Source organism: Streptomyces sp. 4F14 (assembly GCF_048159485.1).
In the GTDB taxonomy this organism is placed as follows: Bacteria; Actinomycetota; Actinomycetes; order Streptomycetales; family Streptomycetaceae; genus Streptomyces.
The window spans coordinates 1-18,432 of the sequence record NZ_JBLRVY010000049.1; the positions used below are offsets into that span (position 1 = coordinate 1).

The following is an 18,432-nucleotide window of genomic DNA, read 5'->3' on the forward strand; positions in this document are numbered from 1 at the left end:
CACGCGGCGGTAGCCGCAGACCAATACAGCCCCGCGCCCCTGAAGAGACGTGGTTGCCGCGCGTTGTCGAGTGCGGCCGATCGCGCCCACGCGGCGGTAGCCGCAGACCAATACAGCCCCGCGCCCCTGAAGAGACGTGGTTGCCGCGCGTTGTCGAGTGCGGCTGCGACAGCCGCACATAGACACAGCCCCGCGCCCCTGAAGGATGTGGTTGCTGCGCATTGTCCAGGTGCGGCTTGTCGCGCCCGCGCGGTGGGAGCCGCGACGGATCCGCGCTGGACAACGCGCAGCCACCACGTTGTTCAGGGGCGCGGGGAACTGCGCGATCGGCCACAGCGGACCCGCACCCGCCCATCGACCCGTCGGGGTCCAAGGGGCGGAGCCCCTTGAGGATGGGGCGAGGAGAGTCAGCCTGCTACCGAGACGGAGGGTTCGCCGGAAGTGATGCCCTCGTCCTGCATCTTCTCCGCCAGTTTCATGGCTTCTTCGATGAGGGTCTCCACGATCTTCGACTCCGGGACCGTCTTGATGACCTCGCCCTTGACGAAGATCTGGCCCTTGCCGTTGCCGGAGGCGACGCCGAGGTCGGCCTCCCGGGCCTCGCCGGGACCGTTCACGACGCAGCCCATGACGGCGACGCGGAGGGGCACTTCCATGCCGGTGAGGCCGGCGGTGACTTCCTCGGCGAGTTTGTAGACGTCGACCTGGGCACGCCCGCAGGACGGGCAGGAGACGATCTCCAGGCCACGCTGCTTGAGGTTGAGGGATTCGAGGATCTGGTTGCCGACCTTGACCTCTTCGACGGGCGGCGCGGAGAGGGACACTCGGATCGTGTCACCGATGCCCTGGGAGAGGAGCGCGCCGAAGGCGACGGCCGACTTGATGGTGCCCTGGAACGCGGGGCCCGCCTCGGTGACCCCGAGGTGGAGGGGGTACTCGCACTGCGCGGCAAGCTGCCGGTACGCCTCGATCATCACGACGGGATCGTTGTGCTTGACGGAGATCTTGATGTCCCGGAAGTCGTGCTCCTCGAACAGCGACGCCTCCCACAGCGCGGACTCGACGAGCGCCTCGGGCGTGGCCTTGCCGTACTTCTGGAGCAGCCGCCGGTCGAGGGACCCGGCGTTGACGCCGATCCGGATGGGCGTCCCGTGATCGTTCGCCGCCTTGGCGATCTCCCGGACCTTGTCGTCGAACTGCTTGATGTTGCCGGGGTTGACGCGCACGGCGGCACACCCGGCCTCGATCGCGGCGAAGACGTACTTCGGCTGGAAGTGGATGTCGGCGATGACGGGGATCTGCGACTTGCGGGCGATGGTGGAGAGCGCGTCGGCGTCGTCCTGCGTCGGACAGGCGACGCGCACGATCTGGCACCCGGACGCGGTGAGCTCGGCGATCTGCTGGAGCGTGGCCCCGATGTCGGACGTACGCGTCGTCGTCATCGACTGCACGGACACGGGCGCGTCCCCGCCCACCGCGACCGACCCGACCTGGATCTGCCTGCTCTTGCGTCGCTCGGCGACCTTGGTCGGAACGGACGGCATGCCGAGAGAAATCGCAGTCATCTGCTGTGCAACCCCATGTCGTGGATCAAGACCGGTCCCGTGAGCGCGCGGGCCACCGGGGTCCGAGGTTACGACACGCGACCCCCACCGGGCACATTTCCCTTGTCAAACCCGCTGGACGAAGGATGGCCGGACACCCTGGGGTGCCCGGCCATCGTGAACAGCGGGTGGCTACGAGATTTTGACCGGGTTCACGACGTCCGCGATGAGGACGAGGATCGTGAAGCAGATGAACACCCCGGCGACGACGTAGGCGAGTGGCATGAGCTTGGCGACGTCGAAGGGGCCGGGGTCGGGGCGGCGCAGCAGTTTCGCGAGACCTCGCCGCAGGGATTCCCAGAGCGCGCCCGCGATGTGTCCGCCGTCGAGGGGGAGCAGCGGGAGCATGTTGAAGAGGAACAGGGAGAGGTTGAAGCCGGCGACGAGCATGAGCGCCATGGCGAGCTGCTGGGACGCGGGGATGTCGAGGGTGAAGATCTCACCGCCGACACGCGCCGCGCCGACGACGCCCATCGGGGAGTCGGCCGCGCGCTCGCCTCCGTCGAAGGCGGCGTCCCACAGGGCGGGGATCTTGCCGGGGAGGGCGACGATGGAGTCGGCGGCCTCGCCGACGCGGTCGGTCATCCAGGTGACGGAGTCGCCGAAGTCCTGCTGGACGATGCCGGTGGCGGCGCTGAAGCCGAGGAAGCCGGCCTTGACGTACTGGCCCTGGACGATCTGGCCGCTGGAGTCCTTCTTGGCGACCTGGTTCTCGGCGATCTTCGCCTGGAGGGTGACGTCCTTGCCGTCGCGCTGGACGACGATGGGGACGGTCTTGTCGGCGCTGGCGCGGATGAGGTCGGAGAGGGAGTCCCACTTCTCGGTCTTGACGCCGTCGAAGGAGACGATCTTGTCGCCGGCCTTGAGGCCCGCGGCGGCGGCCGGCGAGGGCGCGTCACCGGTCTTGCAGGTGTCGCGGTTCTCGCTCTGGTTGATGACGCACTGGGAGACGGAGCTGACCGTGGTGGTCTGCTGGGAGATCCCGAAGCCCATGAGGACGGTGAGGAAGAGGACGACCGCGAGGATCAGGTTCTGGACGGGTCCGGCGGCCATGATGATGACGCGCTTCCAGGGCTTGCGGGTGTACATCATCCGCGTCTCGTCCCCGGGCTGGATCTCCTCCATGGAGGCCGAGCGGGCGTCCTCGATCATCGTGCGCCAGGGGGAGGTGGACCGGGTGGAGATCCGGCCGTCCTCACCGGGCGGGAACATGCCGATCATGCGGATGTAGCCGCCCATGGGGATGGCCTTGACGCCGTACTCCGTCTCGCCCTTCTTGCGGGAGAAGACGGTGGGGCCGAAGCCGACCATGAACTGCGGCACCCGGATGCCGAAGAGCTTGGCGAAGGTGAAGTGCCCCAGCTCGTGCCACGCGATCGAGAACAGCAGCCCGAGCACGAAGACGACTATGCCGAGGATCATCATCAGAGCGGTCATGCGCGCGCCTCCGCGGTCGCCGTCAGTTCCCGGGCCCGGGCTCGTGCCCAGGCGTCTGCTTCGAGGACGTCCGACACGCTGAGTGAAGTTCCCGCCACAGTGTGTTCTTCCACCACACGGGTGACGGTCTCCATGATCCCGTTGAACGGCAGCGTGCCCCGGCGGAACGCCTCCACGCTCTCCTCGTTGGCGGCATTGAACACCGCCGGAGCCGTTCCCGCGAGCTCGCCCACGTGCCGGGCGAGGTTCACCGAGGGGAACGCCTCGTTGTCCAGGGGGAAGAACTCCCAGGTGGAAGCCTTGCTCCAGTCGAAAGTGGGCGCCGCGTCGGGGACCCGACGCGGCCAGCCGAGCCCGATGGCGATCGGCCCGCGCATGTCGGGGGGCGTCGCCTGGGCCATCGTCGATCCGTCCGTGAACTCAACCATCGAGTGGACATACGACTGGGGATGCACGACCACCTCAATGCGGTCGAAGGGAATGTCGTAGAGGAGGTGCGCCTCGATGACTTCGAGCCCCTTGTTGACCAGGGTCGCCGAGTTGATGGTGATGACCGGGCCCATCGCCCAGGTGGGGTGCGCGAGCGCCTCCTCGACCGTGACGCCGGCGAGCTGCTCCTTCGTACGGCCCCGGAAGGGACCGCCGGACGCGGTGACGACGAGCTTGCGGACGTCGGCGCGGGTGCCGGAGGCGAGCGCCTGGAAGAGGGCCGCGTGCTCGGAGTCGACGGGGATGATCTGACCGGGTCCGGCCAGCGCCTTCACCAGGGGGCCGCCGACGATCAGCGACTCCTTGTTGGCGAGCGCGAGGGTGCGGCCCGCCTCCAGGGCGGCCAGCGTGGGGGCGAGGCCGATCGAGCCGGTGATGCCGTTGAGGACGGTGTGGCAGTCGGAGGCGGCGACCTCGGCGGCCGCGCCGGGGCCCGCGAGGATCTCGGGGAGCGGCTCGCCGGCGCCGTACTCGGCCGCGAGGGCTTCGCGCAGGGGCGCGGCGGCGTCCTCACGGGCGACCGCGACGGTCCGGACCCGCAGCCGGTGGGCCTGTTCGGCGAGCAGGGCGACCCGGGCGCCGTTCGCGGACAGGGCGGTGACCCTGAAGCGGTCCGGGTTGCGCAGGACGAGGTCGATGGCCTGCGTGCCGATGGAGCCGGTGGAGCCGAGGATCACCACGTCCTTGGGGCCGTCGCCCGCGAGGGGGGCGAAGACCAGGTGCGGGTCGGCGAGTGGGGCTGGACTGTCGGTCATCCCCCCATTGTTGCCGCATCCACTGTGCGGACGGACCGCCCCACCTCCGCGACGTGATTCATATGACCGTTTATGAGTTTCTGGTGAAGATCGTGTGATAGGACTTCTTCTCGCATACGACATCCAGGGGGGATCTCTTCCATGCGCGTGAAGCACCTTTGTGCTGCCCTCGGCGGCGCCGCACTGCTCTTCGGCACCGCCCTCTCGACCCCGGCCCAGGCGGCCGGCGGGGGCGTCGAGCTCTACCACGTCTGGTTCGACAGCCCCGGCAAGGACACCCGCACCAACGCGAGCCTCAACGCCGAGTGGGTGCAGATCAAGAACACGAGCAAGAAGCCCGTCAACATCAAGGGCTGGATCCTCAAGGACACCTCCAACCACAGGTACGTCTTCAAGAACATCACCGTCGGCGCCGGCAAGACCGTCAAGGTCCACACCGGCTCCGGCAAGGACACCGCGGCCGACACGTTCCAGAACCGCAAGGCGTACGTCTGGAACAACGACGGCGACACGGCCACCCTGACCCGCTCGACGGGGGCGAAGGTGGACACGTGCTCGTGGACGAAGAAGACGAAGGACCACAAGTGGTGCTGAGGTATTGAGAGTTGAAGGGGCACGGCAGGAACGCCGTGCCCCTTCTCCGTTCAGTGGACCGGCCGGTGCACGTTCTCCTTCGCGGACGGGCCGGGCGTGGCGTCCGCGATCCACGGCCCCTCCCCCGACGGGTCCACGACGCCCTCCTCCAGCCATTCGTACGCCCCGCCCAGCACGCCCTTGACCACCTTGCGGTCGACGTCGTCCGTGTTGGACCACAGGCGGCCGAACAGCTCGTCGACCCGCACCCGGGCCTGTTGGCAGAACGCGTCCGCCAACTGGTAAGCCTCGCGCCCGTGTTCACCGCGTGAGCGCAGGTGCTCGGCGCGGACGCACGCCGCGCTCATCGCGAACAGCTCCGCCCCGATGTCGACGATCCGGCCCAGGAAACCCTGCTTGGTCTCCATCCGGCCCTGCCAGCGGGACATGGCGTAGAAGGTGGACCGCGCGAGCTTGCGGGAGTGGCGTTCGACGTACCGAAGATGCCCGGAGAGGTCCATGCCGTTCTTGAAGTCGTCGTACGCCGTGGGGAGTTGGCCGGCGCCTACGACGAGCTTCGGCAGCCAGCGGGCGTAGAAGGCGCCGGCCTGGGCGCCCGCCCTCGCCTTGTCGCCGAGGGACTTGTCGGGGTCGATGAGGTCCCCGGCGACGGAGAGGTGCGCGTCCACGGCCTCGCGGGCGATGAGGAGGTGCATGATCTCGGTGGAGCCCTCGAAGATGCGGTTGATGCGCAGGTCGCGGACCAACTGCTCGGCGGGCACGGCCCGTTCGCCCCGCGCCTTGAGCGACTCGGCGGTCTCGAAGCCGCGTCCGCCCCGGATCTGGACCAGCTCGTCGGCGATGAGGCAGCCCATCTCGGAGCCGTAGAGCTTCGCGAGGGCGGCCTCGATGCGGATGTCGTTGCGGTCCTCGTCGGCCATCTGCGAGGAGAGGTCGACAACGGCCTCCAGGGCGAAGGTCGTTGCCGCGATGAAGCTGATCTTCGCGCCGACGGCTTCGTGCAACGCGACGGGTTTTCCCCACTGTTCGCGGACCCCGGACCACTCGCGGGCGATCTTCAGCGCCCATTTCCCGGCGCCGACGCACATCGCGGGCAGGGAGAGGCGCCCGGTGTTGAGGGTGGTGAGGGCGATCTTCAGCCCGGCGCCCTCGGGCCCGATCCGGTTCGCGGCCGGCACCCGGACCCGGTGGAAGCGGGTGACGCCGTTCTCCAGGCCCCGCAGCCCCATGAACGCGTTGCGGTGCTCGACGGTGATGCCCTCGGACGCGGCCTCGACGACGAACGCGGTGATCCCGCCCTTGTGCCCCTCGGACACCGGCACGCGGGCCATGACGACCAGCAGATCGGCGACGACCCCGTTGGTGGTCCACAGCTTGACCCCGTCCAGGACGTAGTCGTCGCCGTCGGGCACCGCCGTGGTCGCGAGCCGTGCCGGGTCGGAGCCGACGTCCGGCTCGGTCAGCAGGAAGGCGCTGATGTCGGTCGTGGCGCAGCGCGGCAGGAACGCGTCCTTCTGCGCCTGCGTGCCGAAGATCTTCAGCGGCTGCGGCACCCCGATCGACTGGTGCGCGGAGAGCAGCGCGCCGAGCGCCGGGTTCGCCGAACCGACCAGCGCGAGCGCCTTGTTGTAGTAGACCTGGGTGAGTCCGAGGCCGCCGTACTGCGTATCGATCTTCATGCCGAGCGCGCCGAGATCCTTGAGACCGTTGATCGTCTCGTCGGGGATGCGCGCCTCGCGTTCGATGCGGGCGGAGTCGACCTTCGTCTCGCAGAAGGCGCGCAGGGCCGCGAGGAACTCCTCACCGCGCCGGACGTCGTCATCGGGCGGGACGGGGTGCGGGTGGATCAGGTCGAGGCGGAAGCGGCCGAGGAAGAGTTCCTTGGCGAAGCTGGGTTTGCGCCAGTCCTGCTCACGGGCCGCCTCGGCGACGCGCCTGGCCTCACGTTCCGAGACGGAGGGGACGGACGGCTGTGCGTGTGGTGCGGACATGAGGCTCACCTCGCCGCGTATCGGGTGTCCGGGACGGCCGGTTACCGGTCGGTTCTACTGGATCGTGTACCCGATTACGGCCGTCTCGACCACCCCTCGCGCGCCCGCCCCGGCCGCTCCGGAGTGATTATCGAAGCGCTTCGACAACCTATGGACACCTACCTCCACTGAAGCTACTGTCGAACCACCCACTCACCCGCCCTGTTCGCAACGCGCACTGTCGAAGCGCTTCACAAAGCTTGGAGAGCTGGATGGTCACCCTCGCCGAGGTCGCCCAGCACGCCGGAGTCTCGGCGAGCACGGTGAGCTATGTCCTCAGCGGAAAGCGGTCGATCTCCGCGACCACCCGGCAGCGGGTCGAGCAGAGCATCCGGGAGCTGGGGTACCACCCGAACGCGGGCGCGCGGGCGCTGGCGAGCAGCCGTTCGAACATCATCGCGCTGATGATCCCGCTGCGCACCGACATGTATATGCCGGTGATGATGGAGATCTCCATCGCGGTGGCCACGGCCGCGCGCGGCTACGGCTACGACATCCTGCTGCTGACCGGCCAGGAGGGCCCGGACGCGGTACGCCGGGTGACCGGCAGCGGGCTGGCCGACGGAATGATCCTCATGGACGTCGAACTCGACGACGAGCGGCTGCCGTTGCTGCGCTCCACCGACCGGCCCTCGGTGCTGATCGGGCTGCCCGCCGACCCCTCGGGGCTGACCTGCGTCGACCTCGACTGGAGCGCGACGGGCGCGCTGTGCGTCGAGCATCTCGTGGGCCTCGGACACCAGGACATCGCCGTGATCGGCGAGGCGCCGGGCGTGTACGAGCGGCACACCGGTTTCGCGGTCCGCACCCTGGACGGACTGCGGGCGCGGGCAAGGGAGTTGGGGGTGCGCGCACTGCACCGGCCGTGCGAGGGCGGGTACGACGCGATGGCCGCGACGCTGGCGCGGGTCTTCGACGAGCGCCCGGCGACGACGGGGTTCGTCGTGCAGAACGAGTCGGCGGTCGAACCGCTGCTCGCGCTGCTGCGCCAGCAGGGGCGGGCGGTGCCGGAGGACGTGTCGGTGGTCGCGATCTGCCCGGACCAGGTCGCGACGCAGGCGCCGGTGCGGCTGACGTCGGTGGCGATCCCGGCGGCCGAGATGGGGCGGCGGGCGATGGAACAGCTCGTCGCGAAGCTGGAGGGGCGAGGTGGTGCCGAAGTGGCGCTGATCTCCCCCGAGTTGACGGTCCGGGCGAGCACGGGCCCGGGCGGCAACTGACAGACGCAGTACCTGACAGACGGTCATTTCTCTTTGTGGGGCGCCCTGTTGCTTCGGGGTGCCTTCAGGTCCGCACGCCTCCCCTCAGGAGCACGCCTCATGACTCTGCCTGCCGAAACCCCACCCCAGCCCAAGGTCAGTCTCGCCCAGTCCTCCCCCACCGTCGGCACGTTCCGTGAGCGTGGCGGCGCGCTGGAGTGGAGCGGGCGCCAGGAGACCGTACGCGTCGAGCCGTGGGGTCCGGACGCGGTCCGGGTGCGGGCCCGGCTCGGCGGGCCGGTCCTCGCCGAGCTGCCGGGCGCCCTGCTCGACACTCCCCCGGCGACCGAGTCCGTCGTCAAACTCGCCGACGGTGTAGGGCGGTTGACGGTCGGCACACTGACCGTCGAGGTGAGCGCCGAGGGTCTGGTCCGCTTCCTGTCGACGGACTCCGGGGAGGAGATCCTCGCCGAGGAGCGCGCCCACTTCTGGTGGCCGGGCTCGCGCCTCTACACCGCCGTGGGCAACGGCTACCACCGGCTGGAGCAGCGGTTCGCGGCCTACGACGACGAGAAGCTGTACGGGCTCGGGCAGCACCAGCACGGGAAGTTCGACCAGAAGGGGCTGGTCCTCGACCTGGTGCAGCGCAACGCCGAGGTCAACATCCCGGTGCTGACGTCGAGCCGGGGCTACACGCTGCTGTGGAACAACCCCGCTGTGGGGCGTGTGGAGTTGGCGCACAACGGGACACGGTGGGTCGCGGACTCGGCACGCCAGATCGACTACTGGATCACCGCGGGCGGCCCGGCCGACGGCCAGCGCCGCTACAGCGCGGTGACCGGCCGTACGCCGATGCTGCCCGCGTGGGCGGCGGGGTTCTGGCAGTGCAAACTGCGCTACCGCACGCAGGACGAACTCATGGACGTGGCGCGGGAGTACAAGCGCCGGGGACTGCCGCTGGCGGCGATCGTGTGCGACTTCTTCCACTGGACGCACCTCGGGGAGTGGAAGTTCGACCCCGCCGAGTGGCCCGACCCGGCCGGCATGGTCCGTGAACTCGCCGAGATGGGCACCAAGTTGGTGGTGAGCGTGTGGCCGTCCGTGTCGCCGCTCTCCGAGAACCACCAGCTCATGGAGCAGCGCGGCTACCTCATCGGCACGCAGTACGGTCCGATGGCGCACGCGGACTGGCCGGACAAGGGGGTCGCCTCGACCGTCCAGGTCGCCTTCTACGACGCGACGAACCCCGAGGCCCGGGACTTCGTGTGGTCGCGGATCCGCGACAACTACCTTGCCCCGTACGGGATCACGGCGTTCTGGCTGGACGCGTGCGAGCCGGAGCTGAAGCCGGGGTTCCCGGAGAACCTGCGCTACTGGGCGGGGCCCGGCCTGGAGGTCGGCAACCTCTACCCGGTGGAGAACGCGCGCGCCTTCGCGGAGGGGCTCGGCGCGGAGGGCGAGGAGGTCATCACCCTCAACCGCTCGGCGTGGGCGGGCAGTCAGCGGTACGGGGCCGCGCTGTGGTCCGGGGACATCGGCACCGACTTCCCGACCCTGCGCCGCCAGATCGCCGCCGGCCTCAACACCGCGCTGTCCGGCATCCCTTGGTGGAACACGGACATCGGCGGCTTCCACGGCGGCGACCCCGACGACCCCGCGTACCGCGAAGTCATGGTCCGCTGGATCCAGTTCGGGGCCTTCTCGCCGCTGATGCGGCTGCACGGGTTCCGTGACCCGGGGATGCCGCTGGGCCCCGACATGACCGGCGGGCCCAACGAGGTCTGGTCGTACGGGGATTCGGCCGGCGCGATCATGGAGGACTACGTCCGGCTGCGGGAGCGGCTGCGGCCGTACGTCCTGAAGGTCATGCGCGAGGCCCACGAGGAGGGGCTGCCGCCGATGCGTCCGCTGTTCCTGGAGTTCCCCGAGGACCAGGCGAGTTGGGGCGTCGACGACGCGTACCTGTTCGGCCGGGACCTGCTGGTCGCGCCGGTCCTGACGGCGGGGGCGACGGTCCGTACGGCGTACCTGCCGGCGGGGGCGCGGTGGACGGACGCGTGGACGGGGGTGTCGTACGAGGGGGGTGCGGCGGTCACGGTCGAGGCGCCGTTGGAGCGGATCCCGCTGTTCCTGCGGGACGGGGCGGAGTTGCCGATCGTCAGGTGAGCGGGTGTGCGTGAGGCCGGTCCCCGGGGTGCGGGGGCCGGCCTCACGGTCGTGTCGGGTCAGCTCTCGCAGACCGACGGCAGTGCGCGGATCAGGGCCTTCGTGTGCAGGCGGTCCAGGTGGCGTTCGTGGCGGACCTGGGCGGCGCCGAAGTACAGCTCCGGGTAGCAGGCGAAGGTGGAGCGGTCGGTGGTGGTCGCGGCGAGGGCCTTGACCAGCTCCGTGTTGATGCGGTTGATCTCGACGCGGACGACGCTGAGGTCGGGGCGGCTGGTGGGGGCCTGGTCGGGGTGGTCGGTCCAGCGCTGGAACAGGGCGCGCTGGACCAGCTTGTTGGCCTCGATCTGGTCGCGGAAGACCTTGCGGACCGCGTCGGGGTCGACGCCGAGCTGCTCGGCCTGCGCGGCGACGGTGTCCAGGACCTGCTGCTCGCGGGCCGGGTCGTCGATGGGGCTGCTGGTGCCGAACTTGGCGGCGGCGACCAGGTCGGCGGTGGCCAGGCGCTGGGCGGCGAGGTCGGCGATGGTGTGCAGCGTGTAGGTGTCGGCCGCCTGATCGGCCGCTGTCGTGGCGGTCTTGGCGGTCACGGATGCGGTGGGCGCCTGGGGTGCCGCGGCCGCGGCTCCGGTCGCCCCGAGGGCGACGGCCGCGGCCACGGCGAGCGTGGTCAGGGCGCGGCGTGTGGGGGTGGTGTTGTGCATATCCCCATCAAACCCCGCCCGGGCCATGCTTTGGTCAACTACTGCTGACGGTCAGGTTGTTTGTCGTAAAGTTCAGGCCGCCGGACGAGCTGGTGATCTCGAAGCCGAACTGCACGTCCCCGATGGTCTCGTTACCGAACCAGCCCTTCGTGTCCTTGATCCACTTGAGGATCGGGAGGATCTGGACGGAGCCGGAGGACGAGTTCGAGGTCCGGATGAACGAGAAGACCTCGTTGGATCCGTTGCTGCCCTTGTAGACGGTCCAGGTGTGCCCGCCGAGCGTCGCGGTGCCCTGCGAGGTCCCGAGCGGCCCGACGGCCCCGGTCTTGTTGACCCAGAGCATCACTTCGTACGCGTTGTTCTTGAGCCAGATGTCGTACGACGTGTTGTACGCGCCGGACGACGGGACCGAGACGTTGTAGCTGCTGTTGAGCGAACCGAGCGAGGTGATCGTCTTGTTGACCACCTTCTTCTGGTTCGGGTACGACTTGATGCCGCCGGTGTTGGGGTGGTTGGCGTTGACGCCCCAGTTGGTGCCGGAGTTGGCCCAGATGCACTGGCTGCCGGCGCCGGAGCCCCAGATGTTGTTGTAGAGCGTGTAGCCGTTGAGGTTCGTGTTGCCCCACTGGTCGCAGGTGTTCCAGACGGCCGCGGAGGCGGGGGCGGAGGCGAGTCCGACGGTGGCGCCGAGCGCCAGTGCGGGGGCGAGCAGGGCCTTGACGGTCCTGGTGAGTGTGCGGGATGCCATGGTGTCCTTCCATGGGTGGGGGGAAGTGCCTTGTTGGGCAGGGGAGTTACCACGTCCCCAGGGTGAGGACGTGGTCTTCTCCGGCGACGAGGTCGAGCTGTCCCGCGCCGGTGGAAGTCCGCAGCTCGACACGGAGCGTGCGTGTGGGGTGGACGACGGCCCTGGCGCCCGCCTCGTCCCAGGCGAGGTCGATCCGCGCGCCGAACCTCGTCCGGATTCCCCGGAGTTCGCCTCGCGCGAGCGCGGGGACCCGCGCGGGGAGGAGGACCAGCCGGTCGGGGGTCGACTGGATCAGCGCCTCGATCAGGACGGTGGGGAGGGTGTGCGCGGCGTCCGCGTTGTAGACGTGGCGGTGGGGGTAGTGCGCGCTCATCAGGGAGGCGTGGAAGAAGTCGCCGTCCAGGACGGCGGCGAGCGCGTCCGCGACGCGGGTCCCGTCCCTCAACCGCGCGGCGATCAGGGCGTGGTGGAGGTGGCCGTGGGCCGAGTCGTTCTCGGCGCCCCGGAGTTGGAGGGCCCGGTGGGCGGCTTCGGCGAGGTCGGGGGTGTCGTAGGGGGTGATCTCGTCGAGGGGCCAGACGGCGTAGAGGTGGCTCAGGTGGCGGTGGTCGTAGGTGTCTTCGAGACCGGGCCAGGCCCATTCGGCGAGGGCGCCGTCGGGGTTGACGCGGTGGGGTGGGAGGCGGTGGGCGAGGGCGGTCCAGCGGGCGGCGCGGGCGAGGGCTTCGGGGTTTTCCGCGCTCTCCGCTTGGTACGCGGCTGCCGCGAGGAGGGCGTGGCGGGCCGCCGAGAGGTCCATCGCCGCGTTGATCGCTCCCCAACTCCCGTTCGCCGGACGGTTCTCGGGTGAATACGAAGGGAGGAGCACGAGTTGGCCGTCGGCGTCCGTCCGGGTCAGGAAGTCCTCGTGGAACTCGGCGAGTTCGGCCAGCGCGGCGGCGGTACGAGGGTCCCTGGCGCCGGTCGTCTCGTCGTGGTCGGCGAGGGGCTTGAGGAGCCAGTCCGCGCCGGACGTCCAGAGGTGGAGGGGGTATTCACGGCTGAAGTGGAAGGAGTGGCCGGACTCGCCGTCGGTGTGGGCGGGGGTGACGATGCCCCGGGCGCCGAAGACGGCTCGGGCGTTGGCCCGCCAGTCGTCGAGCTGGGCCTCGATCAACTGGCGCAGTGCCTGGGTGACTTCGGGGAGGTCCGCCGAAGCCGCCGAGGAGGTCTGGAGGTTGAGGTTGGCGTCGAGGGTGAAGGCGCCGGACCAGGCGGTGTCCCAGTCACCGGTCCACAGGCCGGTGAGGCGGGGCGGGCGGAGGCCGCTCGCGGAGAGGAGGTGGTAGCGGCCGGCGGCGAAGAGGCGTTCCAGGAGGGCCGGGCTCGTCGGGTGCTTGAGCAACTCCGAGCCGGGGAGGGCGCGTTGGTCGGGGTCGGCGTGGAGGTCGAGGGTGACGCGGCGGTAGGCGTCGCGGTGCAGGGGGAGGTGGCGGGCGCGGAAGGCCGTGTAGTCGTCCGGGTGGGGCAGGGCGGGGTCGGCCGGGTGCCGTTGTTCCCTGGTGTCGTAGCGGTGGACCCGGGTGAGAAGCAGGACGGATCCGGCGTTCTGGATGCGAACGCCGGTCGTGCTGAGGGTGGTTGTGCCGCCGGTGACGATCACCCGGGTGAGGCCGGTGTACGCCTTGGTGCTGCCGGGGTAGCGGGCGCGCAGGGCGAGAAGGGCGCCGTCGGGGGTGAGGGAGGCGGTGCGGGTGACCGACAGGTCGTCGGGGGTGCCCGGGAGTTCGTGGTCGAGGGCGATGCCGGCGGTCAGCGCGGGGGCGGTGATGTGCTGGACGATCACGTCGTCGGCGCGGGAGACGAACACGCGGCTCGTCCAGTCCGCGTCGGTCGCGATGGCCTCGCCGGTCGTGAAGTCGAGGGCGCGGCGGTAGCGGTGGGTCGGGCCGGTGGTGTCGCGTCGTACGCGGGTCTGGAAGGCGGGGTGGAAGGGCTGGACCCACTGGAGGGGGCGGTGGTCGGTGAAGTCCTCGGCGGCGGTGAGGTCTCCGGCGAGCAACCGGTCCTGGGTCTCAGCCAGTCGGGCGGCGAGTTCGGGAGCTCGGGCGTCCTCGGAGCCGTTGGGGCGGACCAGGGTGTGGTGGGTGACGATCACCCGGTCGTCGCCGGGGTCGCCGTGCACGAGGGCGCCGTGGTGGCCGTTGCCGCTGAGGTAGCCGTCCTCCCAGCGGTCGGCGGGGGCGGGTTCCCAGGTGCCGTGGGCGGGTTCGGTGGGAGTCATGGCTTGAGCACCGCCACTCCGTGCCGGGCGAGGGTGAGTTCGCCGGTCGTGGGGGTGCCGGTCAGCACGTCGTGGTGGTCCGGCGGGACGTGGACAGTGACGCTGTCGCGGTTGTGGTTGAGGAGGAAGAGCAACTCGCCCCGGCGTACCGCTTCCACGCCGTCCGGGAGGCCGTCGAGCGGTGGGCGGACGCCCGCTTCGGTGGCGATGCGGGCGAGGAGGGCGCGCAGGGCGGGGGGTTCGGGGAGGGTGGAGACGTACCAGGCGCGGTCGCGGTGCAGGATCGCCGGGAGGGTGTCCAACTCGCCGCCCTTGTAGGGGATGTGGTCGGTGCCGGGTTCGGGTTCCAGCTCCTCCGACCAGAGGGTGCCCTTGAAGCCCTCGCACTCGACGGTCTCCCCCGCGTCGAGGGGCCACCACTCGTGCAGGGTGCGGATGCCGAACAACGCGCGCAGGCGCGCGTCCATGCCGCCGGGCCGGATGCGGTCGTCCTCGTCCGCGGCTCCGGTGAAGAAGCCGCAGACGAGGGTGCCGCCGCCGCGAACGTACGCGAGGAGGTTGTCGATCGCGGCGTCGGTGAGGAGGTAGAGCTGAGGCGCTACCACCAAGGGGTAGGCGGACAGGTCGTGTTCGGGGTGGGCGAAGTCGGTGGTGAGGTGCTCCTCCCACAGGGCGCGGTGCCAGGCGCGCAGGACGTCGGGGAGGTCGACGCGGGCGGAGGGGCGGGCGTCCTGGGCTCCGGCCCACCAGGAGTGCCAGTCGTGCAGGACGGCGACCTGCGCTGGCTGCGGTGGCGCCAGGTGGGGGGCCAGTGCGGGGAGTTCGGCGCCGAGCTGTCTGACCTCGGCGTACGTGCGGCCCTGTTCACCCGCGTGGCTGACCATTCCGGAGTGGAACTTCTCGGCGCCCTGGCGGGACTGGCGCCACTGGAAGTAGCAGACCGCGTCGGCGCCCCGGGCGACGGCCTGGAGGGACCAGAGGCGGTTGAGGCCGCGCGGCTTGGGGTGGTTCACGCCACGCCAGTTGACCGGGCCCGCCGCCTGTTCCATCAGCATCCAGGGGCCTTTGGCCTGGGAGCGGGTCAAGTCCTGGACCAGGGCCGCCTGTTGGGCGCCGAGGGGGTCGCGGGGGTCCGGGTAGAGGTCGACGGAGACGACGTCCTCCTCCTGGGCCCAGCGCCACGCGTCCTGGCCGATCCACAGGGGCATGAAGTTGGTCGTCACCGGGATGTGCGGGGTGTGGCGGGTGACGATGTCGCGTTCGGCGAGGTAGCACTCCAGGAGGGCGTCCGAGGTGAAGCGCCTGAAGTCCAGTACCTGCGTGGGGTTCTTGAGGTAGTGCGGGGTGCGTGGGGGCAGGATGCCGTCCCAGGTGTCGTAGCCCTGGCTCCAGAACGCCGTCCCCCAGGCGGAGTTGAGGGCGTCGAGGGTGCCGTAGCGGTTGCGGAGCCAGAGCCTGAAGGCGGCGGCCGCCTCGTCGCCGTGGTCGAAGGTGCAGTACTCGTTGTTGATGTGCCACATCGTCAGCGCCGGGTGGGCGGCGTAACGGGCGGCCAGGGCCTCGGTGATCGCGGCCGCGTGGTGGCGGTAGGTGGCGCTGGAGTGGGAGAAGTGCTGGCGTCCGCCCCACCATTCGGTGCGGCCGTCCTCCGTGACGGGGAGGGTGTCGGGGTGGAGGCGGCCGAGCCAGGGCGGGGGCGAGGAGGTGGGGGTGGCGAGGACGACGCCGATGCCGTTCGCGTGCATCAGGTCCATCAGGGTGTCCAGCCAGGCGAAGTTCCGTTCGCCCGGCCGGGGTTCGAGGGTGGACCAGGAGAAGACGCCGAGGGTGACGGAGTTGACGCCGGCTTCCCGCATGAGGCGGGCGTCCTCGTGCCAGGTCTCCTCGGGCCATTGTTCGGGGTTGTAGTCGCCGCCGAAGAGGATGCGGCCCTTGGTGGCGTCGGCGAGGGTGGGCCTCGGGGCGGGGTCAGGAGCGGACGCGGGCCGCCGGGGTGTGATCATCGCACCGGCTCTCCGTACTGGATGCCCCGGCCGTTCGTCGCGAGGTAGACGCGGCCGTACACCCTCGGGTCGCCGATGATCATCTCGCCGGTCCAGCCCCACTGGTGGCGGTCGTCGTTGATCCGTACCCAGGTCTTCGCCTCGTCGTCCGAGCGGTAGACGGCCGTGCCGGTGTCGACGGTGCCGACCAGGTAGACCGCCGGGTAGCGGGCGCCGGGCGCGGCCTTGCCGAAGCCGACCGTGTGCGCCGCCGTGCAGCTCGCGACCTTCGTGAAGCTCGCGCCGCCGTCCGTGGAGCGGAAGAGGCCGTTCGTCTTCGTGCTGAGCCACAGGTCGCCGGTGCGTCCCGGGGCCGCGACCAGCTTGAACTGGCTGTCGCCGGACGGCAGACCCGTCGCACGGTCCGTGAAGGAGAGGCCACTGTCAGTGGTGGCCCGTACTGTTCCTGTAACGGAGTCGAACGCGTAGAGGAGCGTCGGATCGGCCGGGTCGGCGACCGGTGTGGCGCCCTTCGGGAAGGAGGGGATCTCGGACCAGGTGGTGCCGTTGTCCGTCGAGCGGTGGGCGGGGTACTTGGTGCCGTCCCAGTGGACGAACGTCCACAGCACCACGGTCCCGTCGGCGTTCGTGGCGATCGGCCCCGGGGCGTCCTTGGCGAGGGCGGGCTGGGCAGCGAAGGGCGTCCAGCTCCGGCCGCCGTCGCCGGAGTACGCGCCGTTGCCGTTGTCGCCCCAGCCGCTGCGGACGACGTACGCCGGTCTGGTCGCGGCCTGCGCGAGCCCCGTCGCCGATCCGAACACCGGGTTCGTGGCCATGCCGCGCGCCGGAGACGTCGTCAGCCGCTCGTGGTACATGACGCCGATGTCCCGTGAGCCGCTCAGCAGGTGCGCCTCCCCGGCCGGGGGTGACACCAGCTGGACCACCGACGCCTCCTCCAGGCCCCTGATCCGCGGTGACCAGTGCGTGAGGTCCCGCGTGCCGTACAGGGTGGCGCCCGTGCCGTACACCACGTTCCGGGCGTCGTACGGGTCGATCGCCACGGCCTGGATCCACCAGCCGAACTTCGGCTCCGCCGCGCCCCACTTGAGGTACGGGGTCTGGGAGACGTCGAACCGCGCGGTCTCCTTGAGGGACGTCCAGGTGCGGCCGCCGTCCGTCGTGCGGTACAGGGTGTCCACCGCCGACCAGCGGTTGTTCGTCGAGACGACCGCCGTGCCGGGGCGGCTGGTGGCCACGGCGACGCCGCCGTAGCCGAAGGTGTCCGTCGAGCCGTTCGGCTTCGCCGGGGTGATCTCCGTCCAACTCCCGCTCGTCGTCGTGAGTTTGTGGACGCTGCCGTCCGACTGGCCGTTCGGGCCGGGGGCGTTCGCGTAGGTCACGTACAGCTCGTGGGTGTGGGGGTCGTACGCGGCTCTGATCGGGACCCTCGCGGGGGTGCCGGTCGGCTGGGCGGGGACCGGTTCCCAGTCCGTGCCGTTCGTCGTGCGGTAGAGGGTGGGGGTCGTGCCGTCGCCGTCTCCCCAGCCCGCGTACACCGTGCGGCCGGCCGCCAGGAGGAGGGTGATGCCCTGGCCTGTGGGGCTGGGGGTGCGGGGGAAGGGGGTCGTCGTCCAACTTCCGCCCCTGTCCGTCGACTTGAGCAGGCCGTCGTGGCGGGTGCCCAGCCAGAGGGTGTCGCTGTTCCTCGGGTCCACGAGCAGGCGTTCGCCCGTGCCTCTGCCGTCCTCGTTCGCGCCGAGTTTCACGGGGAGGTCCGTGCGGGTCCAGGTGGTGCCGCGGTCGTCCGAGGCGAGGATCGCGCCGTTGCCCGCCCAGGGTTGGGCGTATGTGCCCAGCGCCAGGTACACCCGGTTCCTGTGCGCCGGGTCGATCGCCATCGCCTCCACGCCGAGGAGGTTCCAGTCGTCCCAGCCGAGGTGGTCCGTCAGCGGGGTCCAGCGGGCCGCCGGTTCGTCCCAGCGGTAGGCTCCGCCGATGTCCGTCCTCGCGTACGCCAGGCCCCGGACCCCGGGGTGGAAGAGGACGCCGGTGACGAAGCCGGTGCCGCCGATGACCGCGTTGCGCCAGCGGTAGGGGGTGGGAGGTGTTGCCGCCTGGGCCTGGGTCTCGGTCTGTGGGAGGGGGAGGGTGGTGAGGGCCGCGGCTGCTGCGGTACCGGCGAGGACGGTTCGGCGGGTGGGGTGCATCGGGGGTACCTCGGGTGTGGGGTGGGCTGGGGGGTCGGGTGCGGCTGGGTGGGGGCTGAGGTTGGGGGGTGTCGCTTGCCCGCGCTTGCGGGGTGCCGCTGCGCCCACCCGTGCCGCCCCATGGGGGTACCTCCCAGGCCCTTCGGGCACTGGGGGAGGCACGACTGCCCGCAGCTGGGTGGGCTGGGTGGAGTGGGTGTAGGTCAGCGGGGGTGGCGGGATTGTCCGCAGTTGGGTGCGGCGGGGTGGGGGGCTGG

At 70.5% G+C, this 18,432-nt stretch carries 12 protein-coding genes; 3 read left to right on the plus strand and 9 right to left on the minus strand.

Features of this window, described 5'->3' with window-relative positions; genetic code table 11:
* Positions 1-407 precede the first annotated feature (407 nt).
* The 3 genes from ispG to dxr form a co-directional block, all read right to left on the minus strand.
* On the minus strand, positions 408-1,565 hold the full coding sequence (ispG, locus tag ACLZOT_RS47400; protein ID WP_416975510.1) for a flavodoxin-dependent (E)-4-hydroxy-3-methylbut-2-enyl-diphosphate synthase: 1,158 nt from the start codon (positions 1,563-1,565) through the stop codon (positions 408-410).
* Between the two features lie 171 nt (positions 1,566-1,736).
* The gene (locus ACLZOT_RS47405; protein WP_416975511.1) at positions 1,737-3,041 is read right to left on the minus strand and encodes a M50 family metallopeptidase; all 1,305 of its coding nucleotides are present in this window, start codon (positions 3,039-3,041) and stop codon (positions 1,737-1,739) included.
* Positions 3,038-4,285 carry a 1-deoxy-D-xylulose-5-phosphate reductoisomerase gene (gene dxr / locus ACLZOT_RS47410; RefSeq protein WP_416975512.1) on the minus strand — a complete coding sequence of 416 codons (1,248 nt, stop codon included), beginning with the start codon at positions 4,283-4,285 and terminating at the stop codon, positions 3,038-3,040. Before dxr ends, ACLZOT_RS47405 begins: the two co-directional genes overlap by 4 nt.
* 141 nt (positions 4,286-4,426) lie before the next feature.
* On the opposite strand from dxr, the gene ACLZOT_RS47415 reads away from it, so the two are divergent.
* Complete coding sequence (locus ACLZOT_RS47415; protein WP_416975513.1) at positions 4,427-4,879, plus strand: lamin tail domain-containing protein; 453 nt, start codon at positions 4,427-4,429, stop codon at positions 4,877-4,879.
* Between the two features lie 50 nt (positions 4,880-4,929).
* On the opposite strand, the gene ACLZOT_RS47420 is transcribed toward ACLZOT_RS47415, so the two are convergent.
* Positions 4,930-6,870, minus strand: a complete 1,941-nt coding sequence (locus ACLZOT_RS47420; protein ID WP_416975514.1) for an acyl-CoA dehydrogenase family protein — start codon at positions 6,868-6,870, stop codon at positions 4,930-4,932.
* 251 nt (positions 6,871-7,121) lie between these two features.
* On the opposite strand from ACLZOT_RS47420, the gene ACLZOT_RS47425 reads away from it, so the two are divergent.
* Positions 7,122-8,129 (plus strand): LacI family DNA-binding transcriptional regulator, encoded by a 1,008-nt coding sequence (locus tag ACLZOT_RS47425; protein ID WP_416975515.1) that lies wholly within the window; start codon positions 7,122-7,124, stop codon positions 8,127-8,129.
* 99 nt (positions 8,130-8,228) lie between these two features.
* Positions 8,229-10,274, plus strand: a complete 2,046-nt coding sequence (locus ACLZOT_RS47430) for a TIM-barrel domain-containing protein (protein WP_416975516.1) — start codon at positions 8,229-8,231, stop codon at positions 10,272-10,274.
* A gap of 59 nt (positions 10,275-10,333) precedes the next feature.
* Here ACLZOT_RS47430 and ACLZOT_RS47435 read toward each other — a convergent pair whose 3' ends face one another.
* From ACLZOT_RS47435 to ACLZOT_RS47455, 5 genes are read right to left on the minus strand one after another with little or no spacing between them, the layout of a single operon-like run.
* Positions 10,334-10,975, minus strand: a complete 642-nt coding sequence (locus ACLZOT_RS47435; protein WP_416975517.1) for a chorismate mutase — start codon at positions 10,973-10,975, stop codon at positions 10,334-10,336.
* A 34-nt stretch (positions 10,976-11,009) separates the two neighbouring features.
* Positions 11,010-11,723, minus strand: coding sequence for a glycoside hydrolase family 12 protein (locus tag ACLZOT_RS47440; protein WP_416975518.1), 714 nt, complete (start codon positions 11,721-11,723; stop codon positions 11,010-11,012).
* A gap of 46 nt (positions 11,724-11,769) precedes the next feature.
* Positions 11,770-13,986: a glycosyl hydrolase family 95 catalytic domain-containing protein gene (locus ACLZOT_RS47445; protein WP_416975519.1), complete on the minus strand. Its 2,217-nt coding sequence runs from the start codon at positions 13,984-13,986 to the stop codon at positions 11,770-11,772.
* A complete protein-coding gene (locus ACLZOT_RS47450; protein WP_416975520.1) occupies positions 13,983-15,989 on the minus strand; it encodes a beta-galactosidase in 2,007 nt (668 codons plus the stop codon). Before ACLZOT_RS47450 ends, ACLZOT_RS47445 begins: the two co-directional genes overlap by 4 nt.
* Entirely contained in the window at positions 15,986-18,175 is a 2,190-nt protein-coding gene (locus ACLZOT_RS47455) for a 1,4-beta-glucanase (protein ID WP_416975521.1), read from the minus strand. Before ACLZOT_RS47455 ends, ACLZOT_RS47450 begins: the two co-directional genes overlap by 4 nt.
* Positions 18,176-18,432: the final 257 nt, after the last annotated feature.

Bases quoted from the DNA above. Each gene is read 5' to 3' on its own strand.
- ACLZOT_RS47455 (WP_416975521.1), bottom strand. From the start codon at position 18,175: ATGCACCCCACCCGCCGAACCGTCCTCGCCGGTACCGCAGCAGCCGCG.
- ispG (WP_416975510.1), bottom strand. From the start codon at position 1,565: ATGACTGCGATTTCTCTCGGCATGCCGTCCGTTCCGACCAAGGTCGCC.
- ACLZOT_RS47445 (WP_416975519.1), bottom strand. From the start codon at position 13,986: ATGACTCCCACCGAACCCGCCCACGGCACCTGGGAACCCGCCCCCGCC.
- ACLZOT_RS47425 (WP_416975515.1), top strand. From the start codon at position 7,122: ATGGTCACCCTCGCCGAGGTCGCCCAGCACGCCGGAGTCTCGGCGAGC.
- dxr (WP_416975512.1), bottom strand. From the start codon at position 4,285: ATGACCGACAGTCCAGCCCCACTCGCCGACCCGCACCTGGTCTTCGCC.
- ACLZOT_RS47405 (WP_416975511.1), bottom strand. From the start codon at position 3,041: ATGACCGCTCTGATGATGATCCTCGGCATAGTCGTCTTCGTGCTCGGG.
- ACLZOT_RS47435 (WP_416975517.1), bottom strand. From the start codon at position 10,975: ATGCACAACACCACCCCCACACGCCGCGCCCTGACCACGCTCGCCGTG.
- ACLZOT_RS47450 (WP_416975520.1), bottom strand. From the start codon at position 15,989: ATGATCACACCCCGGCGGCCCGCGTCCGCTCCTGACCCCGCCCCGAGG.
- ACLZOT_RS47430 (WP_416975516.1), top strand. From the start codon at position 8,229: ATGACTCTGCCTGCCGAAACCCCACCCCAGCCCAAGGTCAGTCTCGCC.
- ACLZOT_RS47420 (WP_416975514.1), bottom strand. From the start codon at position 6,870: ATGTCCGCACCACACGCACAGCCGTCCGTCCCCTCCGTCTCGGAACGT.
- ACLZOT_RS47415 (WP_416975513.1), top strand. From the start codon at position 4,427: ATGCGCGTGAAGCACCTTTGTGCTGCCCTCGGCGGCGCCGCACTGCTC.
- ACLZOT_RS47440 (WP_416975518.1), bottom strand. From the start codon at position 11,723: ATGGCATCCCGCACACTCACCAGGACCGTCAAGGCCCTGCTCGCCCCC.